General features: G+C 69.3%; 23 protein-coding genes. 13 read left to right on the top strand and 10 right to left on the bottom strand.

Going from position 1 to position 26963, the window contains the following annotated elements:
• Positions 1–144: 144 nt before the first annotated feature.
• A complete protein-coding gene (locus AB0J33_RS22160; protein ID WP_363615909.1) occupies positions 145–2334 on the top strand; it encodes a UvrD-helicase domain-containing protein in 2190 nt (729 codons plus the stop codon).
• 256 nt (positions 2335–2590) lie between these two features.
• Positions 2591–2935 carry a hypothetical protein gene (locus tag AB0J33_RS22165; protein ID WP_363615910.1) on the top strand — a complete coding sequence of 115 codons (345 nt, stop codon included), beginning with the start codon at positions 2591–2593 and terminating at the stop codon, positions 2933–2935.
• 102 nt (positions 2936–3037) lie between these two features.
• On the opposite strand, the gene AB0J33_RS22170 is transcribed toward AB0J33_RS22165, so the two are convergent.
• The gene (locus AB0J33_RS22170) at positions 3038–3664 is read right to left on the bottom strand and encodes a DUF642 domain-containing protein (RefSeq protein WP_363615911.1); all 627 of its coding nucleotides are present in this window, start codon (positions 3662–3664) and stop codon (positions 3038–3040) included.
• 277 nt (positions 3665–3941) lie between these two features.
• The gene (locus tag AB0J33_RS22175) at positions 3942–4715 is read right to left on the bottom strand and encodes a hypothetical protein (protein ID WP_363615912.1); all 774 of its coding nucleotides are present in this window, start codon (positions 4713–4715) and stop codon (positions 3942–3944) included.
• A gap of 393 nt (positions 4716–5108) precedes the next feature.
• On the opposite strand from AB0J33_RS22175, the gene AB0J33_RS22180 reads away from it, so the two are divergent.
• On the top strand, positions 5109–6098 hold the full coding sequence (locus tag AB0J33_RS22180; RefSeq protein ID WP_363615913.1) for a hypothetical protein: 990 nt from the start codon (positions 5109–5111) through the stop codon (positions 6096–6098).
• A gap of 41 nt (positions 6099–6139) precedes the next feature.
• Here the strand turns inward: AB0J33_RS22180 and AB0J33_RS22185 are convergent, their stop codons facing one another.
• The 3 genes from AB0J33_RS22185 to AB0J33_RS22195 form a co-directional block, all read right to left on the bottom strand.
• A complete protein-coding gene (locus tag AB0J33_RS22185; protein ID WP_363615914.1) occupies positions 6140–7354 on the bottom strand; it encodes a low temperature requirement protein A in 1215 nt (404 codons plus the stop codon).
• A 169-nt stretch (positions 7355–7523) separates the two neighbouring features.
• Complete coding sequence (locus tag AB0J33_RS22190; RefSeq protein ID WP_363615915.1) at positions 7524–8198, bottom strand: response regulator; 675 nt, start codon at positions 8196–8198, stop codon at positions 7524–7526.
• On the bottom strand, positions 8195–9859 hold the full coding sequence (locus AB0J33_RS22195; protein ID WP_363615916.1) for an ATP-binding protein: 1665 nt from the start codon (positions 9857–9859) through the stop codon (positions 8195–8197). The genes AB0J33_RS22190 and AB0J33_RS22195 overlap by 4 nt, the downstream gene beginning before the upstream one ends.
• 126 nt (positions 9860–9985) lie before the next feature.
• On the opposite strand from AB0J33_RS22195, the gene AB0J33_RS22200 reads away from it, so the two are divergent.
• From AB0J33_RS22200 to AB0J33_RS22215, 4 genes are all read left to right on the top strand, one after another.
• A complete protein-coding gene (locus tag AB0J33_RS22200) occupies positions 9986–10993 on the top strand; it encodes a tripartite tricarboxylate transporter substrate binding protein (RefSeq protein WP_363615917.1) in 1008 nt (335 codons plus the stop codon).
• Positions 10990–11649, top strand: a complete 660-nt coding sequence (locus AB0J33_RS22205; protein ID WP_363615918.1) for a tripartite tricarboxylate transporter TctB family protein — start codon at positions 10990–10992, stop codon at positions 11647–11649. The genes AB0J33_RS22200 and AB0J33_RS22205 overlap by 4 nt, the downstream gene beginning before the upstream one ends.
• Positions 11649–13154: a tripartite tricarboxylate transporter permease gene (locus AB0J33_RS22210; protein WP_363615919.1), complete on the top strand. Its 1506-nt coding sequence runs from the start codon at positions 11649–11651 to the stop codon at positions 13152–13154. Before AB0J33_RS22205 ends, AB0J33_RS22210 begins: the two co-directional genes overlap by 1 nt.
• Before the next feature lie 116 nt (positions 13155–13270).
• Complete coding sequence (locus AB0J33_RS22215) at positions 13271–13909, top strand: maleylpyruvate isomerase family mycothiol-dependent enzyme (RefSeq protein ID WP_363615920.1); 639 nt, start codon at positions 13271–13273, stop codon at positions 13907–13909.
• A gap of 52 nt (positions 13910–13961) precedes the next feature.
• On the opposite strand, the gene AB0J33_RS22220 is transcribed toward AB0J33_RS22215, so the two are convergent.
• Positions 13962–14801, bottom strand: a complete 840-nt coding sequence (locus AB0J33_RS22220) for an NAD(P)H-binding protein (RefSeq protein WP_363615921.1) — start codon at positions 14799–14801, stop codon at positions 13962–13964.
• 71 nt (positions 14802–14872) lie between these two features.
• Here AB0J33_RS22220 and AB0J33_RS22225 point away from each other — a divergent pair, with 71 nt between their 5' ends.
• Positions 14873–15811, top strand: a complete 939-nt coding sequence (locus AB0J33_RS22225; protein WP_363615922.1) for an AraC family transcriptional regulator — start codon at positions 14873–14875, stop codon at positions 15809–15811.
• Positions 15812–16002: 191 nt separating this feature from the next.
• Here the strand turns inward: AB0J33_RS22225 and AB0J33_RS22230 are convergent, their stop codons facing one another.
• The gene (locus AB0J33_RS22230) at positions 16003–16998 is read right to left on the bottom strand and encodes a LacI family DNA-binding transcriptional regulator (protein ID WP_363615923.1); all 996 of its coding nucleotides are present in this window, start codon (positions 16996–16998) and stop codon (positions 16003–16005) included.
• A 471-nt stretch (positions 16999–17469) separates the two neighbouring features.
• Here AB0J33_RS22230 and AB0J33_RS22235 point away from each other — a divergent pair, with 471 nt between their 5' ends.
• The 4 genes from AB0J33_RS22235 to AB0J33_RS22250 all read left to right on the top strand — a co-directional run bounded on the left by AB0J33_RS22235 (position 17470) and on the right by AB0J33_RS22250 (position 23457).
• Entirely contained in the window at positions 17470–20265 is a 2796-nt protein-coding gene (locus tag AB0J33_RS22235) for an ADP-ribosylglycohydrolase family protein (protein WP_363615924.1), read from the top strand.
• Between the two features lie 101 nt (positions 20266–20366).
• Positions 20367–21629: an extracellular solute-binding protein gene (locus AB0J33_RS22240; protein WP_363615925.1), complete on the top strand. Its 1263-nt coding sequence runs from the start codon at positions 20367–20369 to the stop codon at positions 21627–21629.
• Positions 21626–22606, top strand: coding sequence for a sugar ABC transporter permease (locus AB0J33_RS22245; RefSeq protein WP_363615926.1), 981 nt, complete (start codon positions 21626–21628; stop codon positions 22604–22606). The genes AB0J33_RS22240 and AB0J33_RS22245 overlap by 4 nt, the downstream gene beginning before the upstream one ends.
• Positions 22603–23457, top strand: a complete 855-nt coding sequence (locus AB0J33_RS22250; RefSeq protein ID WP_363615927.1) for a carbohydrate ABC transporter permease — start codon at positions 22603–22605, stop codon at positions 23455–23457. Before AB0J33_RS22245 ends, AB0J33_RS22250 begins: the two co-directional genes overlap by 4 nt.
• A 182-nt stretch (positions 23458–23639) precedes the next feature.
• Here AB0J33_RS22250 and AB0J33_RS22255 read toward each other — a convergent pair whose 3' ends face one another.
• Positions 23640–24284, bottom strand: coding sequence for a class I SAM-dependent methyltransferase (locus tag AB0J33_RS22255; RefSeq protein WP_363615928.1), 645 nt, complete (start codon positions 24282–24284; stop codon positions 23640–23642).
• Positions 24285–24392: 108 nt separating this feature from the next.
• Here AB0J33_RS22255 and AB0J33_RS22260 point away from each other — a divergent pair, with 108 nt between their 5' ends.
• Complete coding sequence (locus tag AB0J33_RS22260) at positions 24393–25022, top strand: TetR/AcrR family transcriptional regulator (protein ID WP_363615929.1); 630 nt, start codon at positions 24393–24395, stop codon at positions 25020–25022.
• A gap of 142 nt (positions 25023–25164) precedes the next feature.
• On the opposite strand, the gene AB0J33_RS22265 is transcribed toward AB0J33_RS22260, so the two are convergent.
• Both AB0J33_RS22265 and AB0J33_RS22270 read right to left on the bottom strand, forming a co-directional pair.
• The gene (locus tag AB0J33_RS22265) at positions 25165–26043 is read right to left on the bottom strand and encodes a DMT family transporter (RefSeq protein WP_363615930.1); all 879 of its coding nucleotides are present in this window, start codon (positions 26041–26043) and stop codon (positions 25165–25167) included.
• 160 nt (positions 26044–26203) lie between these two features.
• Entirely contained in the window at positions 26204–26869 is a 666-nt protein-coding gene (locus tag AB0J33_RS22270; RefSeq protein WP_363615931.1) for a phosphatase PAP2 family protein, read from the bottom strand.
• Positions 26870–26963: the final 94 nt, after the last annotated feature.

Raw genomic sequence — 26963 nt, forward strand, 5'->3', positions numbered from 1 at the left:
AAGCCAACCGGAACTGCAAGGCATTGAGACTCCCATCTCTGCCGGCGGACTTCCTAGCCGAGGCGGGAAACGAACTCTATGCTTGCCGCCGAATGCGCTGCGGCTCATCCGGGCCGAGGGGGACACCAATACAAGGATTTGCGAATGCGTCGGAAGTCTGCTCTCAACAACGATACTGCCGGCGTCAGCGGAGTAACACCGGACGGCGAACCGCCGACCCCTACCGCAGGGGGCATCGCGCGCCGATCCGCGGTCGCCGAGGAACAGGCGTTTCTGGATTTGGCCACGGCCCGACGCGACAGGCTCGCCGACCACCTGCAGGCCGAGCTATCGGCAGAGGCGCTGGACGCGATGGAGCGGGCCCGGCAGCGCATGCTCCGCCAGCAGCACGATGAGCTACGGCAAGCACGGGAAGGTCTGGTCTTCGGCCGCCTCGACAGCCTTGATGGCACCGTGCGACACGTAGGCCGTGTCGGTCTCCGCAACGAGGGCGAGGACAGTGAGCCTCTGCTGGTGGACTGGCGCGCTCCCGCGGCTCGGCCCTTCTACACCGCGACGGCGGGCGACCCACAAGGTCAGGCACGGCGCCGGCACATACGCACGACGGGATCGACCGTCGTCGGCGTGGACGACGAGCCGCTGGACGGGACCATGACGGCGGACCTCGTCGGCGAAGGCGCACTACTTGCCGCCCTCGACCAGCGGCGCACCGGTCGTATGTCGACGGCGATTTCCACGCTGCAACGCGAACAGGACGACATCATCCGTGCTGAGGCGACCGGCCCGCTGATCGTTCAGGGCGGGCCCGGCACCGGCAAGACCGTGGTTGCTCTGCACCGTGTCGCGTACCTGCTGTTCGCTCACCGAAAGATGGCCGATCAGGCGGTCCTGGTCCTCGGCCCCTCGACGCGCTTCCTCCAGTACATCGGGCAGGTGCTTCCCGCGCTCGGTGAGACCGCAGTCGTCTCGGCGACCTGCGACACCCTGCTGAGTGACGTCCAGGTGGGCCGCGACGAGACCCGACTTCTCGCCGAAATCAAGGGCCGAGCCCTCTGGCAGCCCACGCTCGAACGCTACGTCGCGTCGCTGCTCCCCCAGCCGCGCGAGTTGAAGCTGCGGTGGGAGGGCGAGTACTACGTCATCGCAGCCGCAACGGTGGCGCAGGCGCTCGCCTCGGCGGTGCAGGGACGCCCGTACCACCGCGCCCGCGCGGCGTTCGCCGAGCAACTGCACCATCTCCTTGCCGATGTCGTCGCCGAGCAGCGCGAGGCGCTGATGAACGAGATGGAGGAGGGCTTCGAGGACATCCTCGCCCGCGTCGACCGGAGTATGGGGAATGACCACCACTCCACCCGGCCGTCCACCGGAAGCGAGATCGACGGATTGCTCTCCGAGGAGGAAGTCGAACACCTGCGTTGTCGTATCGCCGAGAACGCCACCATCGCCCGGTTCATCGAGGCATGGTGGCCAACCCTCACCCCCGAGACCCTGCTGGGTGATCTCCTGACTGACCGCACCCTGCTGGCCCGTTTCGCCCCACAGCTGTCCCCCGAGGAGATCACCGCGGTCTCGGCCGAGCCCGCCTCATGGGCATCGAGCGACATCCCTCTGCTCGACGCACTCGCCGACCTACTCGGTGAGGTCGGCGCCCCGCAACCACAGGGCGAGTTCCTCGCCGAACGCGCTCGGCGGCAGCGCGGCTGGGTGTACGGCCACGTCGTCATCGACGAGGCGCAAGAGCTGTCCGAGATGCAGTGGCAAATGGTTCTGCGCCGCTGTCCCAGTCGCTCCATCACCGCCGTCGGCGACATCGACCAGGCCGAGGCAGCGCACCGGCACACCAGCTGGGCACAAGCGGTGCAAGCCGCTTTCGGAAACCGCTGGACCGCCGCGGAACTCACCATCTGCTACCGGACGCCGCGCGAGGTCATGGACCTCACCGAACCGGTCTTGAAGAAAGCTGGCAGCCACAACGCGCCGCCACGGGCGGTACGCTCCTCCGGCATCTCCCCCTGGGAGCTGACGATCACACCTGCCGACCTTGCCGACGCCGCCGCCCAGGCGGTGCGACAGCTGCAGCAACGTTGGCATGGCGGCACGGTCGGCGTCATCGCTCCCGCCGACCGCATCGCCGAACTCCTAGCCGTGCTGAGCGATGTGCCAGTGCTCACCGCGACCCAGTCCAAGGGATTGGAATGGGACGCAACGCTGCTCATCGACCCCCAGGGCATCGCCGCCGAGCCGCGCGGCTGGAACGGCCTCTACGTCGCGCTCACCCGATGCACCCAGGAACTCGGACAGCTGATACTCCCGCAACGATCGCCAGGCCCGTGACGGGACGGATACCGCGACCCTGACGGGAGCGGGGGCGCCACGGCCGCAGCAGCTGAGGCACGCCAGCCGACTCCGGCGGTCAACGGGGGCAGAGATGACGGCCTGGCGCAATTCAAGCAACGGGCTTCCCAACGCCGACCATCGCCACATCATCTCGGCGCCCGCTATCACGAACTCGACCAGAGGATCCCGGCCTGACATGCCGCCGCTCGAGTCGTCCCGTTCTCAAGGGCCGTAGCCGGGGAGAATGCACTCCATGGCGAACACCGACGCGCGACGGCGCTGGCGCGAGCAGCAGCTTGCCGAGCTGCGCGGACCGCTCCATTCCGACGTCGCCCAGGGTGACCTCGAGGGGTTCGCCCTGGTGCGCCCGGACGGATCCCTGACGGCCGAGGTCGTGCACGTGCAGTGGATGGACAACCACCCGGCCGGGCCCGACACCCACGTGACGGTCTCGTTCGCGGACGGGGCGAACGTGGAGTTCGCATTCGACGTCCCGGTCATGAAGGTCCGAGCCTCCGATGTACACCTGGTCAGCCGAGACGACGTCCGTCAGGCAGCGCCGTCCGGGTGGGGAGCCGACGCCGAGCGCTGGGAGTAAGCCCGAGCGGTCGCCTTGGCGGCGTCCGACCAGGCGTCACGCGGCGGAGGAGCGCACGCCGTCAGGAGCGCCGAACGCCCGCCAACTGAGACGGCGTACGTACTAGGCGACCCGGACGGCGGTGGCCGTGCCGGCGGGGCAGATGACGAGCAGGCAACTCTCGACCCGTACGTCGTCGATGACCGGACCGAAGGCGTCCCCGGTGGTGCTGGCGAACTGGAGGACCGTGGTGGCGGACAGGAGGTTGGTGAAATAGACCGTCCGATACACGTACCCCATGGCGGACGGCGTGTGGCCGGTGGTGTCGAAGGAGAAACTGTCGATGATCTGGCCGTTGGCCGTGACCTTGCCCGTCACGATGAGGGGGCCGTTGTCGGGGTTGCCGGCGAGGGCGTAGCTCACTCGATAGGTGGTGAGCAGCTTTGTCGGCAGGGTACGGGCGACCGCACCCGGGTTGAACCCGTTGAGGTCGAGTGACTGGTTACCTTCCGCAGCCTGCCAGTCGCGGGTCAGGCCGACGGTGCCGGCGGTGACGGTCCACACGCCGAACTGCTGGCCCGCGGCAAACTCCGTGAAGTCGCCGGTGATGGCGGGGCTCTCAAAGCCGTCGGCGAAGACGGGGGCCGCCGCGGCCGGGCTCGCCGTGACGGCGGCCAGTAGGGCGGACAGCCCCACCGCCAACGCCGTTCCGATTGCCGTGCGATGGGTGCGCGGACGCTTCGTTGCCATGCTCGTCCTTCCGGGGTAGGCACCGGCCGGGGCGAGGCCGGGCTCCGTGGCGCGGGTCGATCACCGAGGGCTGGGAATCGATCCGCCTCACTGACGGTACGGTGACGTCACAAAGGCCGGCAAGGCCGATTAATTCCTGACAGTCAGCCAAAATCCGACAGTGCTCGCGGATCGCAGACCTTGACATCTACCACCCACCACGGGCCACCGGAGCTGCCGTCGCACCCGACGCCCACCGACAGGCGTGCGGGTGACACGAACGGGCCCCCTACCGACGTCAGCAGCCGAGCCGCCTGGTGGAGAGAGCGACGTCGTCGATCCAGAGGTCGAATTCGCCAGGCGTGGTGCCGCCCTGATAGAGCTGCCAGCCGACCTTCACCGTGTTCACCGCCGGCAGGACGAAGGGCACGTCGTTGCCGCCGTGTTCGGTCGTCGATGCGGTCAGTCCCGGAATCGCCTCGTCGTCGATCCACACCGTGACGCGGTTGTCCGTCGGGTCGAGTTTCCATTCGAAGCACTGCCAGGTGTCTTCGGCGACCGGGGCGGACTCCCGCCAGTTGGTCCAGTCGCCGGTCGGGCCACCGTCGGCGCCGACGCCCCAGAAGACTCCGGGAACCGTGGGCGCGTACTGGCCGCCGACCGGACGGACGACCTCCGAGCTGCCGGTGCCGGTCGCCTCCACCAGCGTGAAGTGCGCCCAGTCGGGTGCGGTGGGGAACGCATCGACGCGCAGCCTCATCCGGCCGTAGAAGCGGTTACCCGGCGCGGCGAAATCGTCGACGCGCAGGAAGGCCCGCCCATTGTCCACCGTGTGCACGTGCAACACCTGGTTGCCGTGGCGGGCACGCTCGACGGTGAGTGTGCCGTTGCGGGTGTCGACACCCCAGTTCAACGTGCTGGCGCCACCACGCGGCAGACGCTCGAAGTCTTCGCAGAAGAGCAGGTCGCGGGTGCACGAGCGGGGGGAGGCACCCGACGCGCTGGCCGGGACGCTGCCGGCTGTGGTGCCGAGGATCAGGGCGGCGGTGAACACCGCGAGGGAACGGCGCATGGTCATCCTTCATGGCGTGGGGTCCCTACCGCGGGGGCAGGGGCCGGAACAGTGCTCTTCGGTCGCGATCGCTGCACACCTCGCCGCCGGTTCAGGTACGTCGACGTGGCGCATCGGAGACCTCCGGCGTGCAGAGGTCGAACGTCTCGATGTCGTGGAAACGCGTGGCCGGTCCGTCGCCGTGAAGATGGTGCGGCGCACGTCCGCCGAAGCGGCGCCCTGCCGGCACTGCGATGCTCCCGCGCTGACCGTTCCCAGCGCGGTTGCCCCCGCGCTGCAGCGATGGTCGCCATTCCAGCACACCCGCGACCGTTCGGGCAATATCGACAGTCATCATCGGCGTGTCGTTGCGAGGGACTCAGGACCAGTACGTGTGCCATAAGATCCGCTGCCATGGTCCGCACCACACCTCCGCGCCCCCTGGACATCACCGCGCTCTTCCCTGAACTGCGGGAACATTCCCGCACCGCTACCCGTCTGCATCCCCGGCCCGGTGCTCCGACCGTCAGGGACAGCTCGGTCGGCGGGCCGCTGCTGTGGCCGGCCGACGACGTGTGGCCGGTCTGCGACGACGCCGGGGCGCACGAGCCATACAACCTGACCACCCCGTCCGCCCTGCGCCGCAGGCGGGAGATCCTCGCGACCGCAGAGGCCCGGGAGTCGCTGCCGGGCGGGGACTTCTTGAGTGCGGAGGAGCGGGCCGAGCTCGATGCGTCCGACGCTCTGGAACTGGACGACCTGATCGAGGAACCGATCCCGTTGGTCCCGGTCGCCCAGCTGTACCGACGGGACATCCCGGACTACGCCGGCCCGGACGGCACCGACCTGCTCCAGGTGCTGTGGTGCCCGGTGGACCACTCGAACCGGCACTACAGCCCTCGCGTCTTCCTCTACTGGCGCGACAGTTCCGCCGTCGGCCCGCTGCTCGAAACACCTCCCGAACCGCCGGTGATCAGCGACATGTACCTGCCGGTTCCGTGCGTGGTGCACCCCGAGCAGGTACGCGAGTACCAGTACGCCGACCTGCTACCCGACGACCTGCGCGAGCGGCTCGACGCATGGGATGACGACGAAGACGACAGCCGTCCCCACTATCAGACCGACCTGTCGCTGGCGCCGGGATGGAAGGTCGGCGGGTACGCGAACTGGTCGCTGACCGACCCGTACCCGATGGATTGTGTCGTCTGCGGCGCCACGATGACCTTGATTTTCACCGTGGACTCGGGCGACTGGAACGGCATGAAATGCAGCTGGCGCCCGTCCGAGGAGAACCCGAACGCGTCCCCGGACACCGTCGGCGTGCAGATCGGGCGCGGCTACTCGCTGTACACCTTCCGCTGCCCCGAATCATTCGATCACCCCCCGGCCACCGCTATGCAGTGACGCGGCCTTCCTCCATCGGCCGGGCCTGAAGAGGGTAGGCGTCAGCGTGGCGGCGAGGCCTGCTCCAGTGGACGCCCGTGGGCTCGGGTCGTGTCGGATACGGCGACGCCGAGCAGGACCGTGACAGCTGCCGCGGCGACCCAGAGGGGCGGTCGGCCGACCATGATCGGCGCCAGGGCGGCGAGGACGACGATCCCGATCGGCCGCGGCCGGGACACCCGGGCGAAGGCCACGTACTCGAATACCGAGCGCCCGGCCAGGTAGAGCGCAGGACCACCGAGGATGGCCCCGACCCAGGCGGGTTTGGCCTCCCCCGAGGGATCCATGAGGACGAGTTCGGAGCCGGCCGAGGTGGCGAGGATGCCGGAGACCATGAGCAGGTGGGAGAGCTCGGCCAACCGACCGAGCCGGCCGGGGTCCGCGGATGCCGCGATGGCCTCACCCAGGATTTGGCCGGCTCGGTAGAAGTAGATTCGCCACAGCAACACCGTGGTGAGAAACGACAATGTCAGGGCCATCGTTCGTTCGGCCACGATCGCACCGCGGATAAGACTCGACCCGGAGGTCAGGATCGTCTCACCAAGCGCGACAATGACAAGCTGCCAGTACCGTTCGGCCAGGTGTTCACCGGCGACGGCCCACGGGGACACCCGGGAGCGGCCCAGCCCCGGTACCGGCCAGCCGAGTCTGGCCCCCAGGTAGTCGATCGCCAGGGCCAGCGTCCACAGCAAGTTGCGGGTCAGCTCGGGTGCGAACGCTCCGGCGAGCCACGGCACGGCCGACGCGCTGAACCAGATGAGCGCCAGCATGTTGACGCGGCGCAGATTGTGGCCCCGCACGATACCCACGAAGAAGAGAGTGCGGCCCAACTGAATCGCGACATAGGTGCTCGCGAAGAGCAGGCCGGTCTCGGCGAGAGCCCCCGAGATCGCGACCGCCAGGAGCAGGCTCCCGTACATCGTCGTGAGGACAACGAACTGGATCGGCGGTTGGAACGGGTCGAATCTGCTGGTCACCCATGACGTCTGGGTCCAGATCCACCAGAGGGCCAGAAGCAGCAGCAGGGTCTCGCCGTTTTCCGCGAGGGAGGTCGTCAGCCTCTCCGCGACGTGACCTCTGGTGTAGTCCAAGACCAACTCGTGCACGATCCGGGTGAGCGCGAAGACGTACACGAGATCGAAGAACAGTTCCAGAAAGGTGGGCCGCTGCGGACTCTCACGTCTACGCAGCAGATTGGCCACTCTGTTCCCCGTCACCCGGCCCGCCCGCTTCGTCGGCTTTGTCGCTGAAGCAGTCGTACCACGTCGCCACGCCGCCCACCGATAAGACGCACCAGCCCGCCTCAGGCAACGACGACAGGACACGGGCAGCACGGCCCGGCCGGCGCGCCCTCGCCGGGCACCTGTCAACTACCCCCGTCAACCATCAGGAGAGCCACCGGTAGCGCCGCTCCGGTCGCCCGGCGGAGCCGTAGCGGAGACCGACGTGCGCCTGACCAATGTCAGCGAAGTGTTCCAGGTATCGCCGGGCACTGACCCGGGAGATCCCGACGGCGTTGGCGCACTCGGCCGCGGAGAAGGTGCCGGCGTGCTCCTGCAGGGCCCGCTTCACCAGCTCGGCGGTCTCCGCGCTGAGGCCACGGGGCAGCGCCGAGCTGGCGATGTGCGAGCCGCTGCGGGACAGCACCCGGTCCACGTCGGACTGGTCGGTCAGCAGGGTGGCGCGCGGGGAGTTGCGCCGTGCCGCGTACTGCTCCAGGCGGGTCCGCAACTCGTCGAAACCGAATGGCTTGAGCAGGTAGTTGACCGCCCCGTAACGGACCGCCCGCCGCACCGCTTCGGCCTCGCGGGCCGCGCTGATCACCAGCACGTCGCAGTCGTGTCGGGCGGCCCGCAGCCGGGTCACCACGTCGAGGCCGAACATGTCCGGCAGGTAGAGGTCGAGCAGCACCAGGTCCGGGCGGAGTTCATGAACGGCGGTGACCGCCTCCTCACCGGTGCTGGCCGTGCCGACCACCTGGAAGCCGTCGATCCGCTCGACGAAGCCACGGTGGATTCGGGCCACCATGAAGTCGTCGTCGACCACCAGTACGTCGATCACCGGCTCGCCTCCAGCGCACCGGTCAGCGACATCCGGGCCGTGAACATCGCACCCTCCTCCGTGTTCGTCACCGCGACCTCACCGCCGCGACGGTGACAGACCAGCCGGGTGAGCGCGAGTCCGATGCCCCGTTCGCCACCTCGTGCCGCCTTGGTCGTGAATCCGTGGGTGAAGACCTCGTGCGCCAGTTGCGGGGCCACCCCGGGCCCCGAGTCGCGGACCACGATCTCCACCGAGGAGGCGTCCCGGCGCAGCTCGACCTCCACCCAGGCCGGTCGGTCCGTGAGATCGTCGCCGTCCTGACCGGTACCGGCCGAACCACCGGGTGGCGCGGTCCGGCTCTCGCGGCCGCCGGCCACCGCTTCAAGGGCGTTGTCAACCAGATTCCCCAACACCGTCGCGACGTCCGCGGCGACGGCCGGCTCCAGGCGATCCAGCCCGGTCCGTTCGGAGATCCGCAGCTCCACCCGGCGCTCGGCCGCCAGCGCCGACTTCGCCATCAGCAGGGCAGCAAGCGCCGTGTCCTGGATCCGGCTGGTGACGGTGAGATCGAGCGAGGCCCGGTGCCGGCTCAGCGCGTCGATGTACCCGACGACCTCGTCGTGCTCGCCGAGTTGGATCAGCCCGGAGATGGTGTGCAGCTGGTTGGCGAACTCGTGGGTCTGGGCGCGCAGCAGCTCGGTGGTGCTCCTGAACGAGCCGATCTCCTGCTCCAGCCGGGCCAGCTCGGTGCGGTCGCGCAAGGTGGTCACCGAGCCCAGCCGGCGGGCGTCCTTGCGGACCGTCATCCGGTTCATCACCAGTACCCGCCCGGCGCGTACCACCACCTCGTCCCGAGCCTCGGGGTCGTCGTCGGCACCGGCCAGCACGTCCCGCAGCCGACCGGAGATCCCCAGCTCGTTGAGGCTGCGGCCGAGGCAGTGCGCGGGCAGGTCGAGCAGTCTCCGCCCCACCGCGTTGACCAGAGTGATCCGCAGCTGTGGATCTAGCGCGATGACCCCCTCGGCGATGCCGTGCAGCAGCGCCTCCCGGTGTTCGGCCAGGCCGGCGATCTCTCGTGGTTCGAGGCCGAGGGTCTGGCGTTTGATCCGGCGGGCCAGCAGCCATGATCCCACCAGGCCGAGCACGCTGGCGATGCCGAGGTAGGTGAAGAGGTACGACGAGGCGCCGACCGACCGCTCCGACCAGGTCGGCGAGGCTTCACCGATCATCACGACGCCGAGCTGCCGGCCCAGGTTCCACTCCCGGTCGCCGAGCACCGGAACCTGGGCGACCAGCTCCCGAGAGTCGCCGACGGCCAACTCGCCGGACCAGCTCCGGCCTTGTGCCACCCCACCGTCCCCCAGCACCAGCGGACTGCCGACCAGGGTCGGGTCGGTGGAGCTGACCACCCGGCCGCGGGCATCGGCCACGGTCACCGAGGTCACCCGGGCCTGGGTCAGCACGTTCTGCACCAGCGGCGCGACGAGTTCCGCCGGTGCCGGCGAGTTGAGCTGCTCGCGTAGCAACGGGCTGCCGGCGAGCTGCTCGCTGAGGGCCGCCACCCGCCGCCCCTCCACTCGGTTGAAGGTCGCTGCGGACTGGGCCAGCGAGACGGCCGCCACCGCCACCAGCACGACCACGATGATCGCGAGCTGGAGCACAAGCAGTTGCCCGGCCAACGTTCGACGGGGCGTGACCGCGACCACAAAGACCTCAACTTCCGCTGGTGACGCAAGGCAGACGTGGCGCCTGCCCGGGGGCCATCATCTTGCCGCCGGACTCCTTCGAAACGGAAGAGAAACATGATGGCAACTCGGAGAAACCTGCTGGTGATGGGCGTGGCCGCCACGACAGCTTTGGCGCTGAGCGCCTGCGGCGCCACTGCGGAGAAGGACGGCGGCGGGTCCGGCGGCGACGGTAAGCCAGCCACCGGACTACGGATCATGGTGCCGAACACTCCCGGCGGCGGGTACGACACCACTGCCCGCACCGCGGCCAAGGCCATGGAGGACGCCAAGATCGCTACCGGGGTGCAGGTCTTCAACCTGCCTGGCGCGGGCGGCACCGTCGGCCTTCAACGCATGGTGAATGAGAAGGGCAACGGCAAGCTCGCCATGCAGATGGGGCTGGGCGTGGTGGGCGCCTCGTACACGTCCAAGTCATCGGCGACGCTCACCCAGACCACCGCCCTGGCAAAGATGATCGAGGAGGGCGGCGCCATCGTGGTGCCGAAAGCTTCGCCGTACCAGAGCATCGGTGACCTGGTCACGGCCTGGAAGGCCGACCCCAAGGCCATCGCGGTCGGCGGCGGTTCGTCGCCCGGCGGCCCGGACCATCTGCTGCCGATGCAGCTGGCCAAGGCCGTCGGCATCGACCCTCGCCAGGTCAACTTCATCTCCTACGATGGGGGCGGCGAGCTGCTGCCGGCCGTGCTCGGCGGCAAGGTGGCCTTCGGCGCGAGCGGCTTCGGCGAATTCCTCGACCAGGTCCAGGCCGGCCAGCTCCGGGTCCTCGCGGTCACCAGCGAGGCACCGATCGACGCGCTCAAGGACGTGCCGACGCTGAAGTCCGCCGGAATCGACCTGGTCTTCACGAACTGGCGGGGCATCGTCGCGCCGCCCGGCATCAGCGACACCGACAAGCAGGTCTGGATCGACGCTCTGACGAAGATGCACGAGTCCGCCGAATGGAAGGCCGAGCTGGCCAAGCGGGGTTGGACCGACGCCTTCGTCACCGGCGAGGCGTTCGCCGCCTTCCTCACCGAACAGGACAAGTTGGTGGCGGACCTGCTCAAGCAGCTTGGGCTGGCGTGAGCGGCACGACGAACGGAGCGGACCGGGGCGAGCACCGGCCGCCCCGCTCGGCCGCCAACGTCCCGGTGGCCGTGCCAGCGGTGCCGGCGCAGCCCACGGGCCCGACGGCAATCCCCCCGACCACCGATTCGTCGGCCGAACCCGACTCTGACATCGTCGCGGAACCGGCTTCCCGGCCGGACCGCGCCCAGTACGCGGTGTGCGCGTTCCTCGTCCTGGTCGGCGGGCTGGTCATCGTCGACGGGCTGCGGACCGGGCACGCGATCAGCACCGCCGACCCCATCGGCCCGAAGCCGCTGCCGATCCTGCTCGGCGCGCTGCTGCTGGTCGTCGCCGCGATCTACGCGGTGGACGTCGCCCGTGGCGGCAGCGGCGAGCCGGAGGCCGGCGAGGACGTCGACCTCACGACCCCGATCGACTGGCGGACCGTGCTGCTGCTCATCGGCGCGTTCCTGGTCAACGCGGTGCTCATCGACCCGCTCGGCTGGGTGATCAGCGGGACGCTGCTCTTCTGGGGCTCGGCGTTCGCGCTGGGCAACCGGCACCACGTGCGCAACCTGCTGATCGCCGTCGCCCTGTCGCTGATCACCTTCTACACGTTCGCCATCGGGCTGGGCGTGAGCCTTCCCGCCGGCGTGCTGCAAGGAATCCTCTGATGGACAACCTCGGAAACCTGCTCGACGGGTTCGGCAACGTGCTGACCCCGATGAACCTCCTGATCGCGCTGCTCGGAGTGACCATCGGCACCGCCGTGGGCGTGTTGCCCGGGATCGGCACGGCGATGACGGTGGCGCTGCTGCTACCGGTCACCTACGGGATGGAACCCACCCAGGCGTTCATCATGTTCGCCGGCATCTTCTACGGCGGCATGTACGGCGGCTCCACCACCTCAATCCTGTTGAACACCCCGGGCGAGTCCTCCTCGGTGGTCACCGCCATCGAGGGCAACAAGATGGCGAAGGCTGGTCGCGCCGCGCAGGCGTTGGCCACCGCCGCGATCGGCTCGTTCGTCGCCGGCACCATCGCCACCCTGCTGCTGGTGCTGGTCACCCCACCGATGGTGACGTTCGCGATCAGCCTCGGCGCGCCGGACTACCTCGCGCTGATGCTGCTGTCGTTCGTGGCGGTCACCGCGGTACTCGGTGCCTCCCGGGTACGCGGCTTCGCCTCGCTGCTGCTCGGCCTGGTCATCGGCACCATCGGCATCGACGCGGTGAGCGGCCAGCAGCGACTCACCCTGGGCATCCCGCAGCTCGCCGACGGCATCGACGTGGTCGTGGTCGCGGTCGGCATCTTCGCCGTGGGCGAGGCGCTCTGGATCGCCGCGCACCTGCGCCGACGCGCCACCGAGGTGATCCCGGTCGGACGGCCGTGGATGGGGCGGCAGGACTGGAGACGGTCCTGGAAGCCGTGGCTACGCGGAACCGCGTTCGGATTCCCGTTCGGGGCGCTCCCGGCGGGTGGCGCGGAGATCCCGACCTTCCTGTCGTACGCCACGGAGAAGAAGCTGACGAAGCACCCGGAGGAGTTCGGCAGGGGCGCGATCGAGGGTGTGGCTGGCCCGGAGGCGGCGAACAACGCCTCGGCGGCCGGCACGCTGGTGCCGATGCTGGCGATCGGCCTGCCGACGAACGCGACCGCCGCGGTGATGCTGGCCGCCTTCCAGCAGTACGGCATCCAACCCGGGCCCCTGCTCTTCGAACGGGAGTCCGCCCTGGTCTGGACGCTGATCGCCAGCCTCTTCGTGGGCAACCTGCTGCTGCTGGTGCTGAACCTGCCGCTCGCGCCCGCGTGGGCACGGCTGCTGCGGATCCCGCGTCCGTACCTCTACGCCGGGATCCTCTTCTTCGCCTCGATGGGCGCGTACGCGGTGAACGCCCAGCCGTTCGACCTGTTCCTGCTGCTCACCCTCGGCCTGCTCGGGTTCGGTATGCGCCGCTTCGGGCTGCCGATCCTGCCGCTGATCGTCGGGGTGGTCCTCGGTCCACGTGCCGAGTTGCAGGGCCGGCGGGCGTTGCAGCTCTCCGGTGGCGAGCTGCACGGCCTGATCGGCGGCCGGGTCTCCTGGGCCATCTACGCCACGATTCTGGTGGTGGTGCTCTGGCCGGCACTCCGCCGCTTCGTCCTGAGCGGGGTGCGGGGAAGGCTGGCGACGAGATGAGCGCGGGTGGGGACCGAGCGGAACAGGGAGTTGGCTGAGATGTCCTGATGCAGGAGTAGGTTGGCCGACGGTGTCGATCGCACCCGCCAACGAACCACAACCGAAAGGCCAACGCCATGACAGGCGGCACCGACGCCCGGCTCTGGGCTCTCACCCGTGCAGCACGTCGAAGCCTGGCCGACGATCTGTCCGTGCTCACCCAGGACCAGTGGCGTCGACCGACGTTGTGCACCGGCTGGGACGTGGAACACGTCGTCGCCCATCTCACCGCCGCCGCCACCACGGGCCGGTGGCGGTGGATCCGGAGCATCGTGAGCGCCGGGTTCCGCCCGGGGGTGCACAACGAGCGTCGTCTGCGCGAGCATCTCGGCGCCACCCCGGCTGAGACGCTCAGCAGCTTCGAGGCCGTCATCGACGCCACCACGGCACCCTCCGGGGACACCGCCGCCTACCTCGGTGAGGTGCTGGTTCACGGCCAGGACATCCGATTTCCGCTGGGCATCAGCACCGAGCCGGACGTCGAAGCGCTGACGGCGGTGGCGGAGTTCTACGCCCGGCGCAACTTCACCGTCGCCAGCAAGTCCCTCGCGTCGGGGCTACGAATGGTGGCGACGGATGGTCCGTTCACCACCGGTGCGGGTCCGGAGGTCGCCGGCCCGACACTGGCCCTGGTGATGACGATGGCCGGCCGACGTGCGTACCTCGATCAACTTGAGGGCCCGGGACGCGACATCGTCATCGACCGGATCGGTTGACGCCGGCCCGACGACGCGGCGGAGACCTGCTGGCGATCGGCGAACCCTGCGCCTACCCCCTGTCCCAGGCGCCGGCCGCGGCGGCGTCCCTGGCGTAGTCGGCGAAGTCCCGTGGCGGACGGCCCAGGGCCCGCTGCACCCCATCGGCGACCTGGGCGTTACGGCCGTCCAACACGGTCGTGAACAGGTACGTCAGCAACTCGATGACCTCCGCCGGCACACCCTCGGCGGCCAACGCTTGGGCGTACTCCCCGATGGAGACCGGCACGAAGTCGATGCGCCGGCCCGCCGCGCGAGCGATCTCGCCGACCGCCTCGGCGAAGGTCAACGGCCGTGGCCCGGTCAACTCGTAGAGCTGCCCCGCGTGTCCGCTCCCGGTCAGCGCCGCCACGGCCACCTCGGCGATGTCGTCGGCATCCACGAACGGCTCGGGCACGGTTGACACCGGGAGGGCCACCTCGCCGCTCATGACCGGCTCCCGCAGGTAGTCCTCGCTGAAGTTCTGGCTGAACCAACTCGACCGCAGGATCGTCCACTCGACGCCGGCGGATCGGATCAGCTTCTCGGCGGTCTCCGCCTCCTCCTCACCCCGCCCGGACAACAGCACCAGCCGGGAAACCCCGGAGGCCACCGCGAAATCGGCGAACGCGCCGACCGCCTCGGGGGCGCCCGGCACCGCGAGGTCCGGGTAGAAGGACACGTACCCGGCGTCGACGCCCCGGAGCACCGGTGCCCAGGTCGTCCGGTCCGTCCAGTCGAAGGGCTGCTCGGCGGACCGGGAACCCACCCGGACCGGCACTCCCCCGTCGCGCAGCCGCTGCACGACACGACGGCCGGTCTTGCCCGTGCCGCCCAGGACCAGGATCGTCTTCCGCTCTTGCTTGTTCGTCATACGGCTATTGAAGTGCGAATCTATGAGACTGCACATAGCCGAGACACGCACCTTCATGTTCAATCGTCTACGTGGATGCTGTCTCCGGCCTGCTCGACGGACCCCGGGCGCACGGTGCGTTCCTGCTCCGCTCGATCCTGACGCCACCCTGGTCGATAGCCATCAGGGACGAGGCGCCACTCACCCTGGTGGCCAACGTCCGGGGCGACGCCTGGATCGTGCCCGCCGAGGGCACGGCCGTACGGCTCGGCACCGGAGACGTGGCGATCATCCGTGGCCCCGACCCGTACACCGTCGCCGACCACCCGGCCACGTCGCCGCAGGTGATCATCCATGAGGGTCAGCGGTGCACCACCCCGGACGGCCAGGAACTGTTCGAGATGACCCAGCTGGGCGTACGGACGTGGGGCAACGGGCTGGACGGTCCGACGATCCTGCTCACCGGCACGTACACCATGCACGGCGCGGTTGGTCAGCGGCTGCTGGGCGCGCTGCCGGCGCTGGTGGTCGTCGCGCGCGAATCCTGGGACACCCCGCTGGTCCCGCTCCTCGCCACCGAGATCGTGAAGGACGACCCCGGCCAGGAAGCCGTCCTCGACCGTCTCCTCGACCTGCTGCTGATCGCCACGCTGCGTGAATGGTTCGCCCGACCAGGGGCCAGTGCCCCCGCCTGGTACCAGGCACACAGCGACCCGGTGGTCGGCCGGGCGCTGCGGATCCTCCACAACAACCCCGCGAAACCCTGGACCGTGGCATCACTGGCTGCCCAGACCGGGGTCTCCCGGGCCACGCTGGCCCGACGGTTCACGGCGCTGGTCGGCGAACCGCCCATGGCATACCTCACCGAGTGGCGGCTCGCCCTCGCCGCCGACCTGCTCCGCGAACGGGACGCCACCGTCGGTGCGGTCGCCCACCAGGTCGGCTATGGCAGCCCCTTCGCCCTGAGCACCGCCTTCAAACGCCGCCGCGGGGTGAGCCCCCGGCAGCACCGGGTAGCCGCCCGCGGGTAACCGCGTGCCGGGCTCCGCAGCCCACTGACGGTCCGCACCCACGCCAACGCGATGACCAACCCGCCCGTCTGGGATCGCACCTGATTGGTGGTCATCGCCTTACCGAGGTGGCCTGCTCCGGCCCTCTCCCGGTTGAGGCGCGTGCGCACCGGGCGGCTGATTGCTAGGGCCGGAGCGAACGCCGACAGTGGTCACGCGGACTCCCGGATGATGAGGGGGCCGGGCACGACGATCTCCCGGAACGGCCCGTCGAGTTCCCCGGTTATGCGCTGGAGAAGCAGTCGGCCGCAGACCGTCCCCTTCTCGTAGGCACGGTTGTCTATCGTTGTCAGTGCGGGGCGGACGAGGGCGGCGGCGTCGATGTCGTCGAAACCGATCACGGCCACGTCGTCCGGTACGACGCGTCCGGCGTCCCGGAGCGCGTCGATCGCGCCAATGGCTGCCAGGTCGTTGACGCACACGATCGCGTCGATGGGAACCCCCTCGACGAGGGCGGCCGTGACGGCGGTGTGCGCGCCGCGTCTGCTGTAATCGGATCTGATGACGAGCTTCGGGTCGATGGCGAGCCCGGCACCGAGCAGCGCGTCCTCGTAACCGCCGAGCCGGCCGGCTGCCGGGCCGATCCGCGTCGCTCCGACGAAAGCGATCCGGGTGCGGCCCTGCCGCAACAGGTGCCGGGTCGCCTCGGCCACGCTGACCCGGTCGTCGCCGCGTACCCGGTCACTGATCGTCGGCGCTTTCATCGGGCCGAGCATGACCAGGGGCGTATGCCGGTCCACCAGTCGTTCGACGGCCTCGAAGGGTGTGCGGAACAGGTCGATGATCAGGCCATCGACGGCCCTGCTCAGCATGTCGGTGATGAAGGCGGCCTCGCGGGCGGCGTTCCCGTCGGTGCTGCAGATGACCACCTGGTAGCCGGCGTCGCTGATCGCGTCCTGCACGCCCCGGGCGACCATCGGGTAGAACGGGTTGGTGATGTCGGGCATCACGAACGCGATGGTCTGGGTGCGGTTGGTCCGCAGGCTCACCGCGAGTTGGTTGGCCCGGTAGTTGAGTTCCTTGACCGCGGCGTGGACCTTCGCCTTCGCCTCGGGGGACACCGGCCGTCGACCGCTCAGTGCGTGCGAGACGGTCGTCGGGCTCACGCCGGCGATCTCTGCGACGTCGGCGATGCGGGGTCGGGGCATCAACAACTCCTCGCGGCCCGGAGCTACGCAAACCGGTTTGGAAACTCAAAGCCACTGCTCGGGGGTGTTGAGCAGTCTGCTGTAGAGGTTCTCGCTTGTCAATCGTTAGTCTTCCGACCTTCAGGATTTACTGACTTTCTCTGTCTGGAACAGGGCAACAGCGTCGCGCACCCCCTAGCGCAAATCCGTTTGCGGGTTATCGTATTCGCGTTCGGCACCAGCCTCCCTACGTCGAAGGGTGGAAGCCATGACTGACCTGCGCGAACGCGTGCATGGCGCGCTCCTCGGCCGGGCGGCGGGTTCCGACCGGCGGCGCCTTCCACCGTGCCGGTGCCGCCGGCACCTCCAGATACGCCCGTCCGGGCGATCGGCGACGCCGAGCACCGGGTTCCGTCTCGCGAGGAGTCGGGAACCTCGCAATCCGTACCGCGCCCCTTGTCCCGCGAACCGGCGGGACGGAACTGAGGAAACGTGCACGACCCACTGAATCCCCATGACCTGGTCCACGACGAGATCGACCAGGCACGGGAAACCGGGCACCTGGTCGACGAACTTTCGGCCGAGCTGGCAGCCCTCGATCCCGGCGACGCCATCGCGCTTGAGGCGCTCTACCAACGGGTGCTCAGTGCGCCGCGTTCAGCGGACTGGGGCTACGAGGAACCCGACGGCTTCGACGCCATCCTCGCGAGCCTGCCACCCGACCCGCCGCAACCCGCGCCCCTGGGGGCCGAACTGGAGAACAAGATACGCGGAGGTTGGCTCGGGCGGATCGCGGGATGCAACCTCGGCAAGCCGGTCGAGGCCGGGGACCACTGGACCTCCGCACACCTACGCGACTACCTGGAGCGGGCCGGGGCATGGCCGCTACGCGGGTACATTCCCGCCCTCGACCCGATGCCCGACGGCTTCGTCCTGCGGGACAACTGGGTCGACACGACCCGCGGACGCGTCCGCGGCTCCGCCCGCGACGACGACATCGACTACGCGATTCTCGGCCTGCACCTGTTGGAACAGCACGGCGACCGGCTCACCCCGCAGCACGTCGCCGACGCCTGGTTGGGGCTGTTGCCCTACCTGCAGACCTATACCGCGGAGCGAGCCACGTACCGCAGCCTGCTCAACGGCGTACCGGTCGAGGCCGCCGGGTCGACCCGCAACCCCTACCGCGAGTGGATCGGGGCGTTGATCCGCGGCGACGCCTTCGGATGGACCCATCCGGGCCGGCCCCGGGAGGCGATCCGGCTCGCCTACCAGGACGCTTCCCTGTCGCACACGGCCAACGGCATCTACGGCGAGTTGTGGGCGGCGGCGATCGTGGCGAGTGCGTTCACCGCCAGCACGGTGCGGGAGGCGTTCGACCGCTCGCTGCGCTCCGTCCCGCCCGGCTCGCGGCTGTACGAGACGCTGACCGCCGTCCGGGACCTCCGGGACTCCGGCGTGAGCTGGGAGACGGCGCTGGCCACGATCCAGCAGCGCTGGGGCTTCTACAGCTGGGTCCACACCGTCAACAACGCCGCGTTGATCGCCGCCGGTCTGCTCTGGGGCGACGACGACTACGCGACCACGGTGGGGCTGACCGTGCAGGGCGGCTGGGACACCGACTCGAACGGGGCGACCGCAGGCTCGGTGGTCGGGGTGGTACTCGGGGCGGCCCGGCTACCGGAGCACTTCATCGCACCACTGGAGGACCGTACCCGGTCGGCGCTCTTCGGCTACGACAACTCGGTGATCTCCGAGCTGGCCCGCCGCACGGTGGCCCTCGCGACCGCGGGCGCACCGGCCGCGCATCCGGCAACCCAGAACCGGGACCCGGCCGACGCCCACCTGGCGAAGGACGCGGTCGCGATGCGGGGGCGTCCGCGTTACCACATCACGGCACCGGAGAACTGGCTGAACGACCCCTGCGGTCCGCTGTACTGGAACGGCCAGTACCACATGTACTACCAGTACAACCCCGACGCCCCCCGCTGGGGACTGATGCGGTGGGGGCACACGGTCTCCGATGACCTCGTGCACTGGGTCGATCGGGGAGTGGCGATGCGCCCGACGCCCGACGGAGCCGACGTGGACGGTTGCTGGTCCGGCTGCGCCCGGATCATCGACGGGCAGCCGGTGTTCTTCTACACCGGCGTGACCGGCACCGGCGCGGGGCAGGCACAGGCGGTTCTCCGAGCCGTCGGTGACGAGAGCCTCGACCACCTCCGGGCCGAGCCCGCGACACCGATCGTTCCCGCGGCCGGCGAGCTGCTCGGCACCCGCCACCAGCGTGACCCGTTCCTGATCCGGTACGAGGACCGCTGGATCATGCTGCTCGGTACCGGCCTGCGGACCACCGAGCCGGGTGGCCGTGGCGCGGTGGTCGCCTGGGAGTCGAGCGACACCCTGACCTGGTCCTACCGGGGGGTTGTCTACTCCCGGGCCGGAGGTCGTCCCCGGCCCGGCGAGGACCCTTTCGCCGACGTCGACACCGGACCGGTCTGGGAGTGCCCGCAGCTCATCCGCGTCGACGGCGCGTGGGTTCTGATCGTCTCCGCCCAGTTGCCGCTGAACGTGGGCGTTGGCTGCCCGTACGCCGCCTGGTTCATCGGAGAGTTCGACGGGGAGCGGTTCGAGCCGACCTCGATGGGACTCATGGACGCCGGGGACGTGTTCTACGCACCCGCGGTCGCCGAGGGCGTGCCAGGAAGGACCCTGGTGTGGGGATGGATCCAAGAGGGAGAGGGCGGGCCGGCGGACGGGTTCGCCGGTGCGCTCAGCCTGCCCCGGGAGCTGGCCGTCGCGGAGGGGCGACTGCTCATGCGCCCGGCCGCCGAACTGGATGCTCTGTGGGGTCCGCCGCTGTACGAGGCGGAGACGCTCGGCGTCACGCCGGACCGCCCGGTACGGCTCGCCGAGGGCATCGCGCCCGCGTACCGGTTGCGGTTCGAGTCGGAGCCGGGGGCGGGACGCGCCGGCGCTCGGCTCGGCCGCAACGGGGACGGGGACGAGTTCTGGGTCGGGGTGAGCGCCGGGCGGCTGGTGACCGGCGTCCTGCACGGTGACGACCTCGCCGAGCGCCACTCGGTCGAGCTGCCCTCCGGCGGGAGCGACCCGACAGCCATCACCGTCTACGTCGACCACTCGGTCGTCGAAATCTTCACGGCCGACGGCTCTGCGTTGACCTGCCGCGTCTACCCGGAACTGGACTGCTCGGGCGGCATCTGGCTGGACTCGACCTCGGCCGAGGCGACCTTCCGGCGGATCGGGCTCGCCACCACCAAATCATGACCAACGACTTCCCGCATTGCAGAACGTGACCGACTGATACCTGGGGCTTTCGCGAGGACCGACCCTGCTTCCCGCAACAGCTCCATCGAAAGGAGACAGAGATGGGATTCATGGGCAAGGGGGCCCTGGTGGTCGTCGCGGCGGTCGCCCTGGGCGGGTGCCAGGACGGCGGCCCACCGACGGACCCCACGAAGATCGGCGGGACCGTGTCGCTGTGGTACCTCGAAGACCCCGTTCCGGAGTTCCTGGAGTCGGTAAAGGCCGGGTTCGAGGCGAAGTACCCAGGGACCACAGTTGAGCTGACCGAGGTGCCGGAGGACGGTTACGTCACCAAGATCGACACGGCGATCCTCGCCCAGCAGCCACCGGACGTGGGCTTCGTCTACGAACCGCGCTGGATGAAGGCGGGGAGCATGATGCCACTCGACGACGTCATCAAGACCGAGGGCATCAAGACCGAGAACATGAACCAGGTGGCGCTCAGCGAGTGCGACTACGACGGACACCTGTACTGCCTCGGCTCGTTGACCGGCTCGGTGGTGCTCGTCTACAACAAGGACCTCTTCGACAAGGCCAAGGTGGCCTACCCGCCGGCCGACAAGCCGATGACCATCGACGAGTACGCGACGATGGCGCGGGCGCTCAAGGCCGGGCTCGGCGACGTGTTCGGCGCCTCCGCCGGATCGCCGTTCACCTGGTCCGACCGGCGCACCCACTTCAGCGACGACGGCAGGAAGATCGCCGGGCTCGTCGACGACGACTCGACGGTCCACCTGTACGAGGTGCTGGCCGGTCTCGGCCGCGACAAGGTGTCGCCGTCGCCCGCCGAAGCCGAACTCGTCTCTCCGGGCGACATGCTCGGCAGCGGCCGGCTGGCGATGGCCATCACGGACATGGAGTTCGCCGCGAAGACCCTCGAGCAGGGCAAGTTCCGCTGGGGTGCGGCGCCGCCCCCGGTGGAGAAGGCCGGCGACGAGTCGTTCGTGTTCGTCGGCACGGACAAGTACGGCGCGTTCACCGCCGCCAAGAACCCGGCGACGGCGAAGGCACTTGTCGCCTACATCGCGACGGAGGGCAACCGGATCCGGATGGAGAAGACCGACCAGCCTCCGCTGGACGCCACCATGCTCGCGACCTGGGCCGGCGACAACACCTCCCGGAAGGAGGTCGTCGACGTCCTGTCCACCAGCAAGCGCCCGGGGCTGTTCGTCCCCGGGTACTGGGAGGTCGTCGCGACGCTCGGTGACCTGTACGACCAGATGGCCACCGGCGAGGCCGATCCGCGCGGCTCCATCACGAAGGAGGCCCCCGAACTGCAGGCAAAACTCGACCGCGAGTGGGAGACCTGGGAGAACATCAAATGACGGCCGGGGTGGCGGTGAACGTACCGCCAGCTTCGCCGCCACCCGACCGGGCGGGACAGGGGCGTTCCGCGCGGCGTCGCCGTACGACGTCGGAGCGGCGGGAGGCGAGGGCCGGGATCCTGTTCGCCAGCCCATGGCTCATCGGCATGCTGGTCTTCACCGTCGGGCCGATCGTCGCGTCTATCGTCATCAGCCTGACCGACTGGAGTCTCGCCTCGTCGCCGAACTTCGTCGGCACCGAGAACTACTCCGACATGTTCCAGAGTCGCGACTTCCGGAACTCGGTCACGGTGACGCTGACCTACGTGCTCATCGGGGTGCCGCTGTTCCAGGTCGCCGGGCTCGCGCTCGCCCTGCTGCTCAACCTCAGGCTGCCGGGGATGCGGATCTTCCGCACGATCCTGTTCCTGCCCGCCGTGCTCAGCGGGGTGGCGGTCGCCGTCCTCTGGTCGCAGTTGCTGAACCCCGACGGTCCGGTGAACGAGGCGCTGCGGCTGCTCGGTGTCAGTGACCCACCCGGATGGCTGTCGAGCCCACGTTGGTCGGTGCCCGCGGTCGTGCTGATCGGGCTCTGGAGCACCGGCACCGGCGCCATCATCTATCTCGCCGGTCTCCAGAACGTGCCGCCCGAACTCTACGAGGTCGCCCGAATCGACGGCGCCGGACCGGTACGGGCCTTCTTCAAGATCACTCTTCCGATGATCACGCCGACTCTGCTGTTCACGCTGCTCAACGGGATCATCGGCGCGTTTCAGATGTTCGACATCGCCTACGTGCTCGGCGGCAGCCGGGGCGGCAGCGGCGGTTCGCTCTCGTTCTACCTGCTCTACCTGTGGAACGAGGGCTTCCGGAACGGTCGGTTCGGCTACGCCTCGGCACTGGCGTGGGTGTTCGTGGTGGTGGCGGGCGTACTCATCATCGCGATCCTGAAAACCTCGAACCGGTGGGTCTACGAAGAGTCTGGAGATCAGCGATGACGAAGAGACCACTGGCCAGCCGGGTGATGTCGAAATCGCTGGCCTACCTGCTGTTGCTGGCGCTCAGCTTCACGATCCTGCTGCCCCTCGGCTGGATGGTCACGGTAGCCCTGAAACCGGACTTCGCCCCGGTCTTCACCACCCCCACTCAGTGGTTCCCCACCAGCGACTGGCACTGGGAGAACTTCGGTCGAGCCCTCAGCGACCCCGCACGGCCGTTCCTGCGCTACACCCTCAACACGCTGGTGATCGTCGGGCTCAACATCGTCGGGACCGTCATCTCCTGCTCACTGGTCGGATACGCGTTCGCGCGGCTGAAGTTTCCTGGCCGGGAGTTCCTGTTCGGCGTCCTCATCGTGACCCTGCTGATCCCCTGGCACGTGCTGCTCATCCCACAGTTCCTCATGTACTTCAAACTCGGCTGGTACGGCTCCATCCTGCCGCTGGTCGTGCCCGCCTTCTTCGGGAACGCCTTCTTCATCTTCCTGATCCGGCAGTACATTCGAACGCTGCCGCGTGAGTTCGAACTCGCGGCCACCGTGGACGGCTGCAACCGCTTGCAGGTGTTCTGGCACATCATCCTGCCGCTGTGCCGGCCGGTGCTCGCCGTATGCGTGGTCTTCGCGTTCCTCACCTCGTGGAACGACCTACTGGGGCCGCTCATCTACCTGCTGCGCAACGAGGACTACACCGTCGCGATCGGGATGGCGAACATGGTGTCGCGGGCGAACCCGAAACTGAATCTGCTGATGGCCGCAAACCTGATCATGATGGTCCCGCCGATCGTGCTGTACTTCGTGGCACAGGAGAAACTCATTGGCGGAATCGCCTCGGTCGGGATCAAGGGCTGACACCTTGCCTCCGCCCCTACGGAGCCATGACCAGCCACCACACCCGGCAACCCCTCACCGAGCCGTAACCCGGGGGGATCATCAGGCGTGACCGGTGCTGAGAGTCGCGGAGTTGCGGCGAAGCACCCCACCCCGGCCCGCTGACGACCCCGGCGGCAACGCGCCCAGTCTGACCTCGTCGATCAGCGGCCCGTCCAACAGCTGAGCTCCATGCCATCCTCGACCGGGAAGTCGATGCTGACGTAGCCGTTGCCCGGGTCTCGGACGTAGGTCACGTAGTCGCTCATCGACCCGAACGTGGAGTCGTCGCCGACGACCAGGGCGCCCGGGGCGAGCCGGTCCTCGATCAGGCGCAGGACGGGTAGGCACATCTCCTTCCAGCCGTCGAGCAGCGCCAGGCCGATCGGGCCGCCGACCGTGCCGAGGGTGGTCAGCGCGTCTCCCTCGAGCACTGTCACGAGGTCGCTGAACCCGGCCGCCTCGAAATTGGCGCGGGCCGCCTTGACCTTGGTCGCGCTGAGCTCGGTCGTGGTGACGTGCCCGATCCCGTTGTCGCGTACGGCTGCGGCGAGGTAGAGCGTCGAGATTCCGTACGAGGTGCCGAACTCGACCACCGTCCGCGGTCGGGCCGCGCGGACCAGGGCGTAGAGCAGGTCGCCGCCGCGAGCCGAGATCGGCATGTAGACGTCTTCGAGCAGGTCGGAGCGTTCCTGGGGGGTGACCGCGGGTGCGGGTCGGCCCGGCGAGCGCTCATCGTCGCGCTCGGCCTCGGTGAACAGCCGCGCGATCAGGTCGCGGACGGCGGGGTCGTGCAGTGTCGTCGTCATGACGGATAGGCTAGACGCAACGTTGCGTCTAGTACAGACCCGGATCTTGTAACGTCTCGGAAGACTCGGACTCCTCAGGGAAAGACGTCTCACGGGAAGGAGCGCCTGATGCATCGCGGCAACCGGCACGGCCGGAGCGAGGCGGCCCGCGAGGCCGTGCTCCAGGCGGCGGACGACCTCGTCGCCGAGATCGGCTACGCCAAGGTCACCATCGAGGGCATCGCATCCCGGGCCGGCGTCGCCAAGCAGACGATCTACCGGTGGTGGCGTTCCAAGACCGACATCCTGGTCGACGCGTTCACCGCCGACAGCGCCCAGGAGCTCACGCTGCCCGACACCGGCGCCTTCCGTACCGACCTGCGCGCCCACCTCGACGAGCTGGTCCGCTTCCTCGAGGTGTCCGACTCGGGCGCGGTGTTCCGGGCCCTGCTCGGTCAGGCCCAGCACGATCCGGAGCTGGCCGCCCGGCTGCGCGCGGAGGTTCTGCCGCAGCTGCGCGCCCGCGACCGAGTGCCGTTCGACCGGGCCGTGACACGGGGCGAGCTGCCCGCCGAGGCCGACGTCGACCTCCTCGTCGACCAGGCGGTCGGGGCGATCCACTTCCGGGTGCTCGTGACGGGTGAACCTGTGACATCCGCACTGCTGGACGCGCTGGTCACCAGGGCAGGCCAGGGACAGCCGGGGGCACCAGCCGGCCAGCAACAGCCGGGCGCGGCAGACGCGGAACTCGACCGTTGAGGGCGACGCCGCCGGCGGCCGGCGGTCGGGCCATCGAGGGTGAGATCGTCGAGCCCGGCGCGAAGATGAGGTCGGTGCTGGGGGTGCTCACTGTTTCCTCCCGGGGCCAAGGCCAGCGACGGTCCGTCGAGGCAGTCCGCGACTAGGCGCCCTTGACGTTTGGCGCGCGCCTGGCGAGCAGGAAGACCGCGACCACCACGAGAGCCAGGGCGAGCGCCTGACCGAGTAGGGGCAACGGGCCGGTGCGGATCGACTCGTCCAACCAGAGCAGCCCGACCAGGATGGCCACCAACGGGTCGGTGACCGTGATGGCGGCCAACGCCGGTGCCCCCATCGGGCCGGCCTGGTAGGCGTTCTGGCTGAGCAGCACCCCGAACGGGCCGAGCACGGCGATGGCGTACACCTGCCACTGGGCGAAGATCAGCGCCGGGCTCTCCTCGAGGTGGAACGCCAGGCTGCTGATCAGGCCGGCCGTCACGCCGTAACAGATGCCGGACGCGATGGCCAGGGGCAGCGGCCGCCAGCGCCGATCCAACCTCAGCGCGGCCAGCACGCTCAGTCCCACGCCGACGGCGACGGCGACGCAGAGCAGGAACGCCGACGAGAACGATTCGAGTCCGCGCCCCTGACCCCGGGTCGGCCGGGCGATCACCAGGAAGGCGGCGAGCCCGAGCAGGCAGAGCATCGACTCCAGGAGCAACGTACGGTCGACGCGGACGTGCCCGGCCGCGGCGAACAGCAGGATGTACCACACCAGCCCGGTCACCAGCAGTGGCTGCACCAGGATCAGTGGGATCAGGCTCAACGCCACGACCTGCAGGGCGAACGCCGCCGCCGCGAGCACCACGGACCATCGCCAGCCCCGCAGGTGGAAGAGGGCCAACAGCAGGCTGGGCCGGCCGGCCGGCGCCTCGGGCACCTGGTGGGAGGCGCGGAACTGCAGGACCGACGACCCGGCGAACGCTGCCGCGGCGCCGAGAGCGATCGGTATCCCGGCCGCCATCTCCCACGTCGCGTTCATCGTGTGCCAGCCGGGCCGCTCACCTGGGCTGCCTCCTTCACCACGGGTCGTCACCTGTCGGTCCGCGCTGACGCAGCAGCGACGCGACCCGGGTCGGGAGTGCCGGCCCGGCCGCTCGTCCGCGTTTCCGGTGGCTCGCGGTTTCCCTGTTCGGACCGGGTCAAACGGGTCGTTCGGTGCCCGCTTGTCGGGGCGGGCGGTCCAGCCATCGCGGCAGGGGTACGGTCCGCCACGGCACCCGTAGGAGCAGTCGCAGGATGAGCAGCCCGAGAAGGTAGCCGCCGATGCTGTCGGTGAACCAGTGGTAGCCCAGGTAGGTGGTGCCGACGAAGGTGAGCACGCCGGGCAGCCACTGCAACAGTCGGCGGGCGGCCACGGGCAGGTACGGCGCGAGCAGCATCGCCAGCACCCCGTAGTAGACGATGCTGTTGCTGACGTGCCCCGAGGGGTAGAACTCCTCCGGGCCGCCGCTGAACAGCCGGACCGAGCCGTGGTGCGGGGCGCCTCGCGAGGTCCACTTCTTCAGCCCCACGATCAGCAGGGTGCTGATGATCGGTGCCAGCCCGGCGGGAATGACCGGGCGCACCGACCGGTGTCGCCAGGCGAGCCAGAAAGAGACCAGCACGGTCAGCAGGGTGAGCGCGCCGCCCTGCCCGAGAGTGTCGAAGACCAGCATCACCTTGGACAGCGGCGGGGGACGGTGCGCGTCGCACCAGTTGCGAACGGCGATGTCCAGCCGCAGCAGCGGCGACCAGTAGATCAGCGCGGCGGTCAGCACGCCCAGCGCGACGACCAGGAGCCCGTCTAGCCACCAACCGCGGGGCACCGGTGTCAGCGCAGGCACGCCGAGTGGCCGCGGCGGCCGCGTGCCCTCCGGCGACGGTCTCTTCGCAGCGGCGATGGCTTCGCTCCCTTCTACC

The organism is Micromonospora sp. NPDC049645, assembly GCF_040675155.1.
Taxonomy (GTDB): Bacteria; Actinomycetota; Actinomycetes; order Mycobacteriales; family Micromonosporaceae; genus Micromonospora.

Coding starts and splice junctions, on each gene's coding strand:
- AB0J33_RS22180 (WP_363615913.1), top strand. CDS start 5,109: ATGGTCCGCACCACACCTCCGCGCCCCCTGGACATCACCGCGCTCTTC.
- AB0J33_RS22240 (WP_363615925.1), top strand. CDS start 20,367: ATGGGATTCATGGGCAAGGGGGCCCTGGTGGTCGTCGCGGCGGTCGCC.
- AB0J33_RS22210 (WP_363615919.1), top strand. CDS start 11,649: ATGGACAACCTCGGAAACCTGCTCGACGGGTTCGGCAACGTGCTGACC.
- AB0J33_RS22165 (WP_363615910.1), top strand. CDS start 2,591: ATGGCGAACACCGACGCGCGACGGCGCTGGCGCGAGCAGCAGCTTGCC.
- AB0J33_RS22220 (WP_363615921.1), bottom strand. CDS start 14,801: ATGACGAACAAGCAAGAGCGGAAGACGATCCTGGTCCTGGGCGGCACG.
- AB0J33_RS22160 (WP_363615909.1), top strand. CDS start 145: ATGCGTCGGAAGTCTGCTCTCAACAACGATACTGCCGGCGTCAGCGGA.
- AB0J33_RS22250 (WP_363615927.1), top strand. CDS start 22,603: ATGACGAAGAGACCACTGGCCAGCCGGGTGATGTCGAAATCGCTGGCC.
- AB0J33_RS22215 (WP_363615920.1), top strand. CDS start 13,271: ATGACAGGCGGCACCGACGCCCGGCTCTGGGCTCTCACCCGTGCAGCA.
- AB0J33_RS22245 (WP_363615926.1), top strand. CDS start 21,626: ATGACGGCCGGGGTGGCGGTGAACGTACCGCCAGCTTCGCCGCCACCC.
- AB0J33_RS22255 (WP_363615928.1), bottom strand. CDS start 24,284: ATGACGACGACACTGCACGACCCCGCCGTCCGCGACCTGATCGCGCGG.
- AB0J33_RS22200 (WP_363615917.1), top strand. CDS start 9,986: ATGGCAACTCGGAGAAACCTGCTGGTGATGGGCGTGGCCGCCACGACA.
- AB0J33_RS22260 (WP_363615929.1), top strand. CDS start 24,393: ATGCATCGCGGCAACCGGCACGGCCGGAGCGAGGCGGCCCGCGAGGCC.
- AB0J33_RS22230 (WP_363615923.1), bottom strand. CDS start 16,998: ATGCCCCGACCCCGCATCGCCGACGTCGCAGAGATCGCCGGCGTGAGC.
- AB0J33_RS22265 (WP_363615930.1), bottom strand. CDS start 26,043: ATGAACGCGACGTGGGAGATGGCGGCCGGGATACCGATCGCTCTCGGC.
- AB0J33_RS22170 (WP_363615911.1), bottom strand. CDS start 3,664: ATGGCAACGAAGCGTCCGCGCACCCATCGCACGGCAATCGGAACGGCG.
- AB0J33_RS22175 (WP_363615912.1), bottom strand. CDS start 4,715: ATGCGCCGTTCCCTCGCGGTGTTCACCGCCGCCCTGATCCTCGGCACC.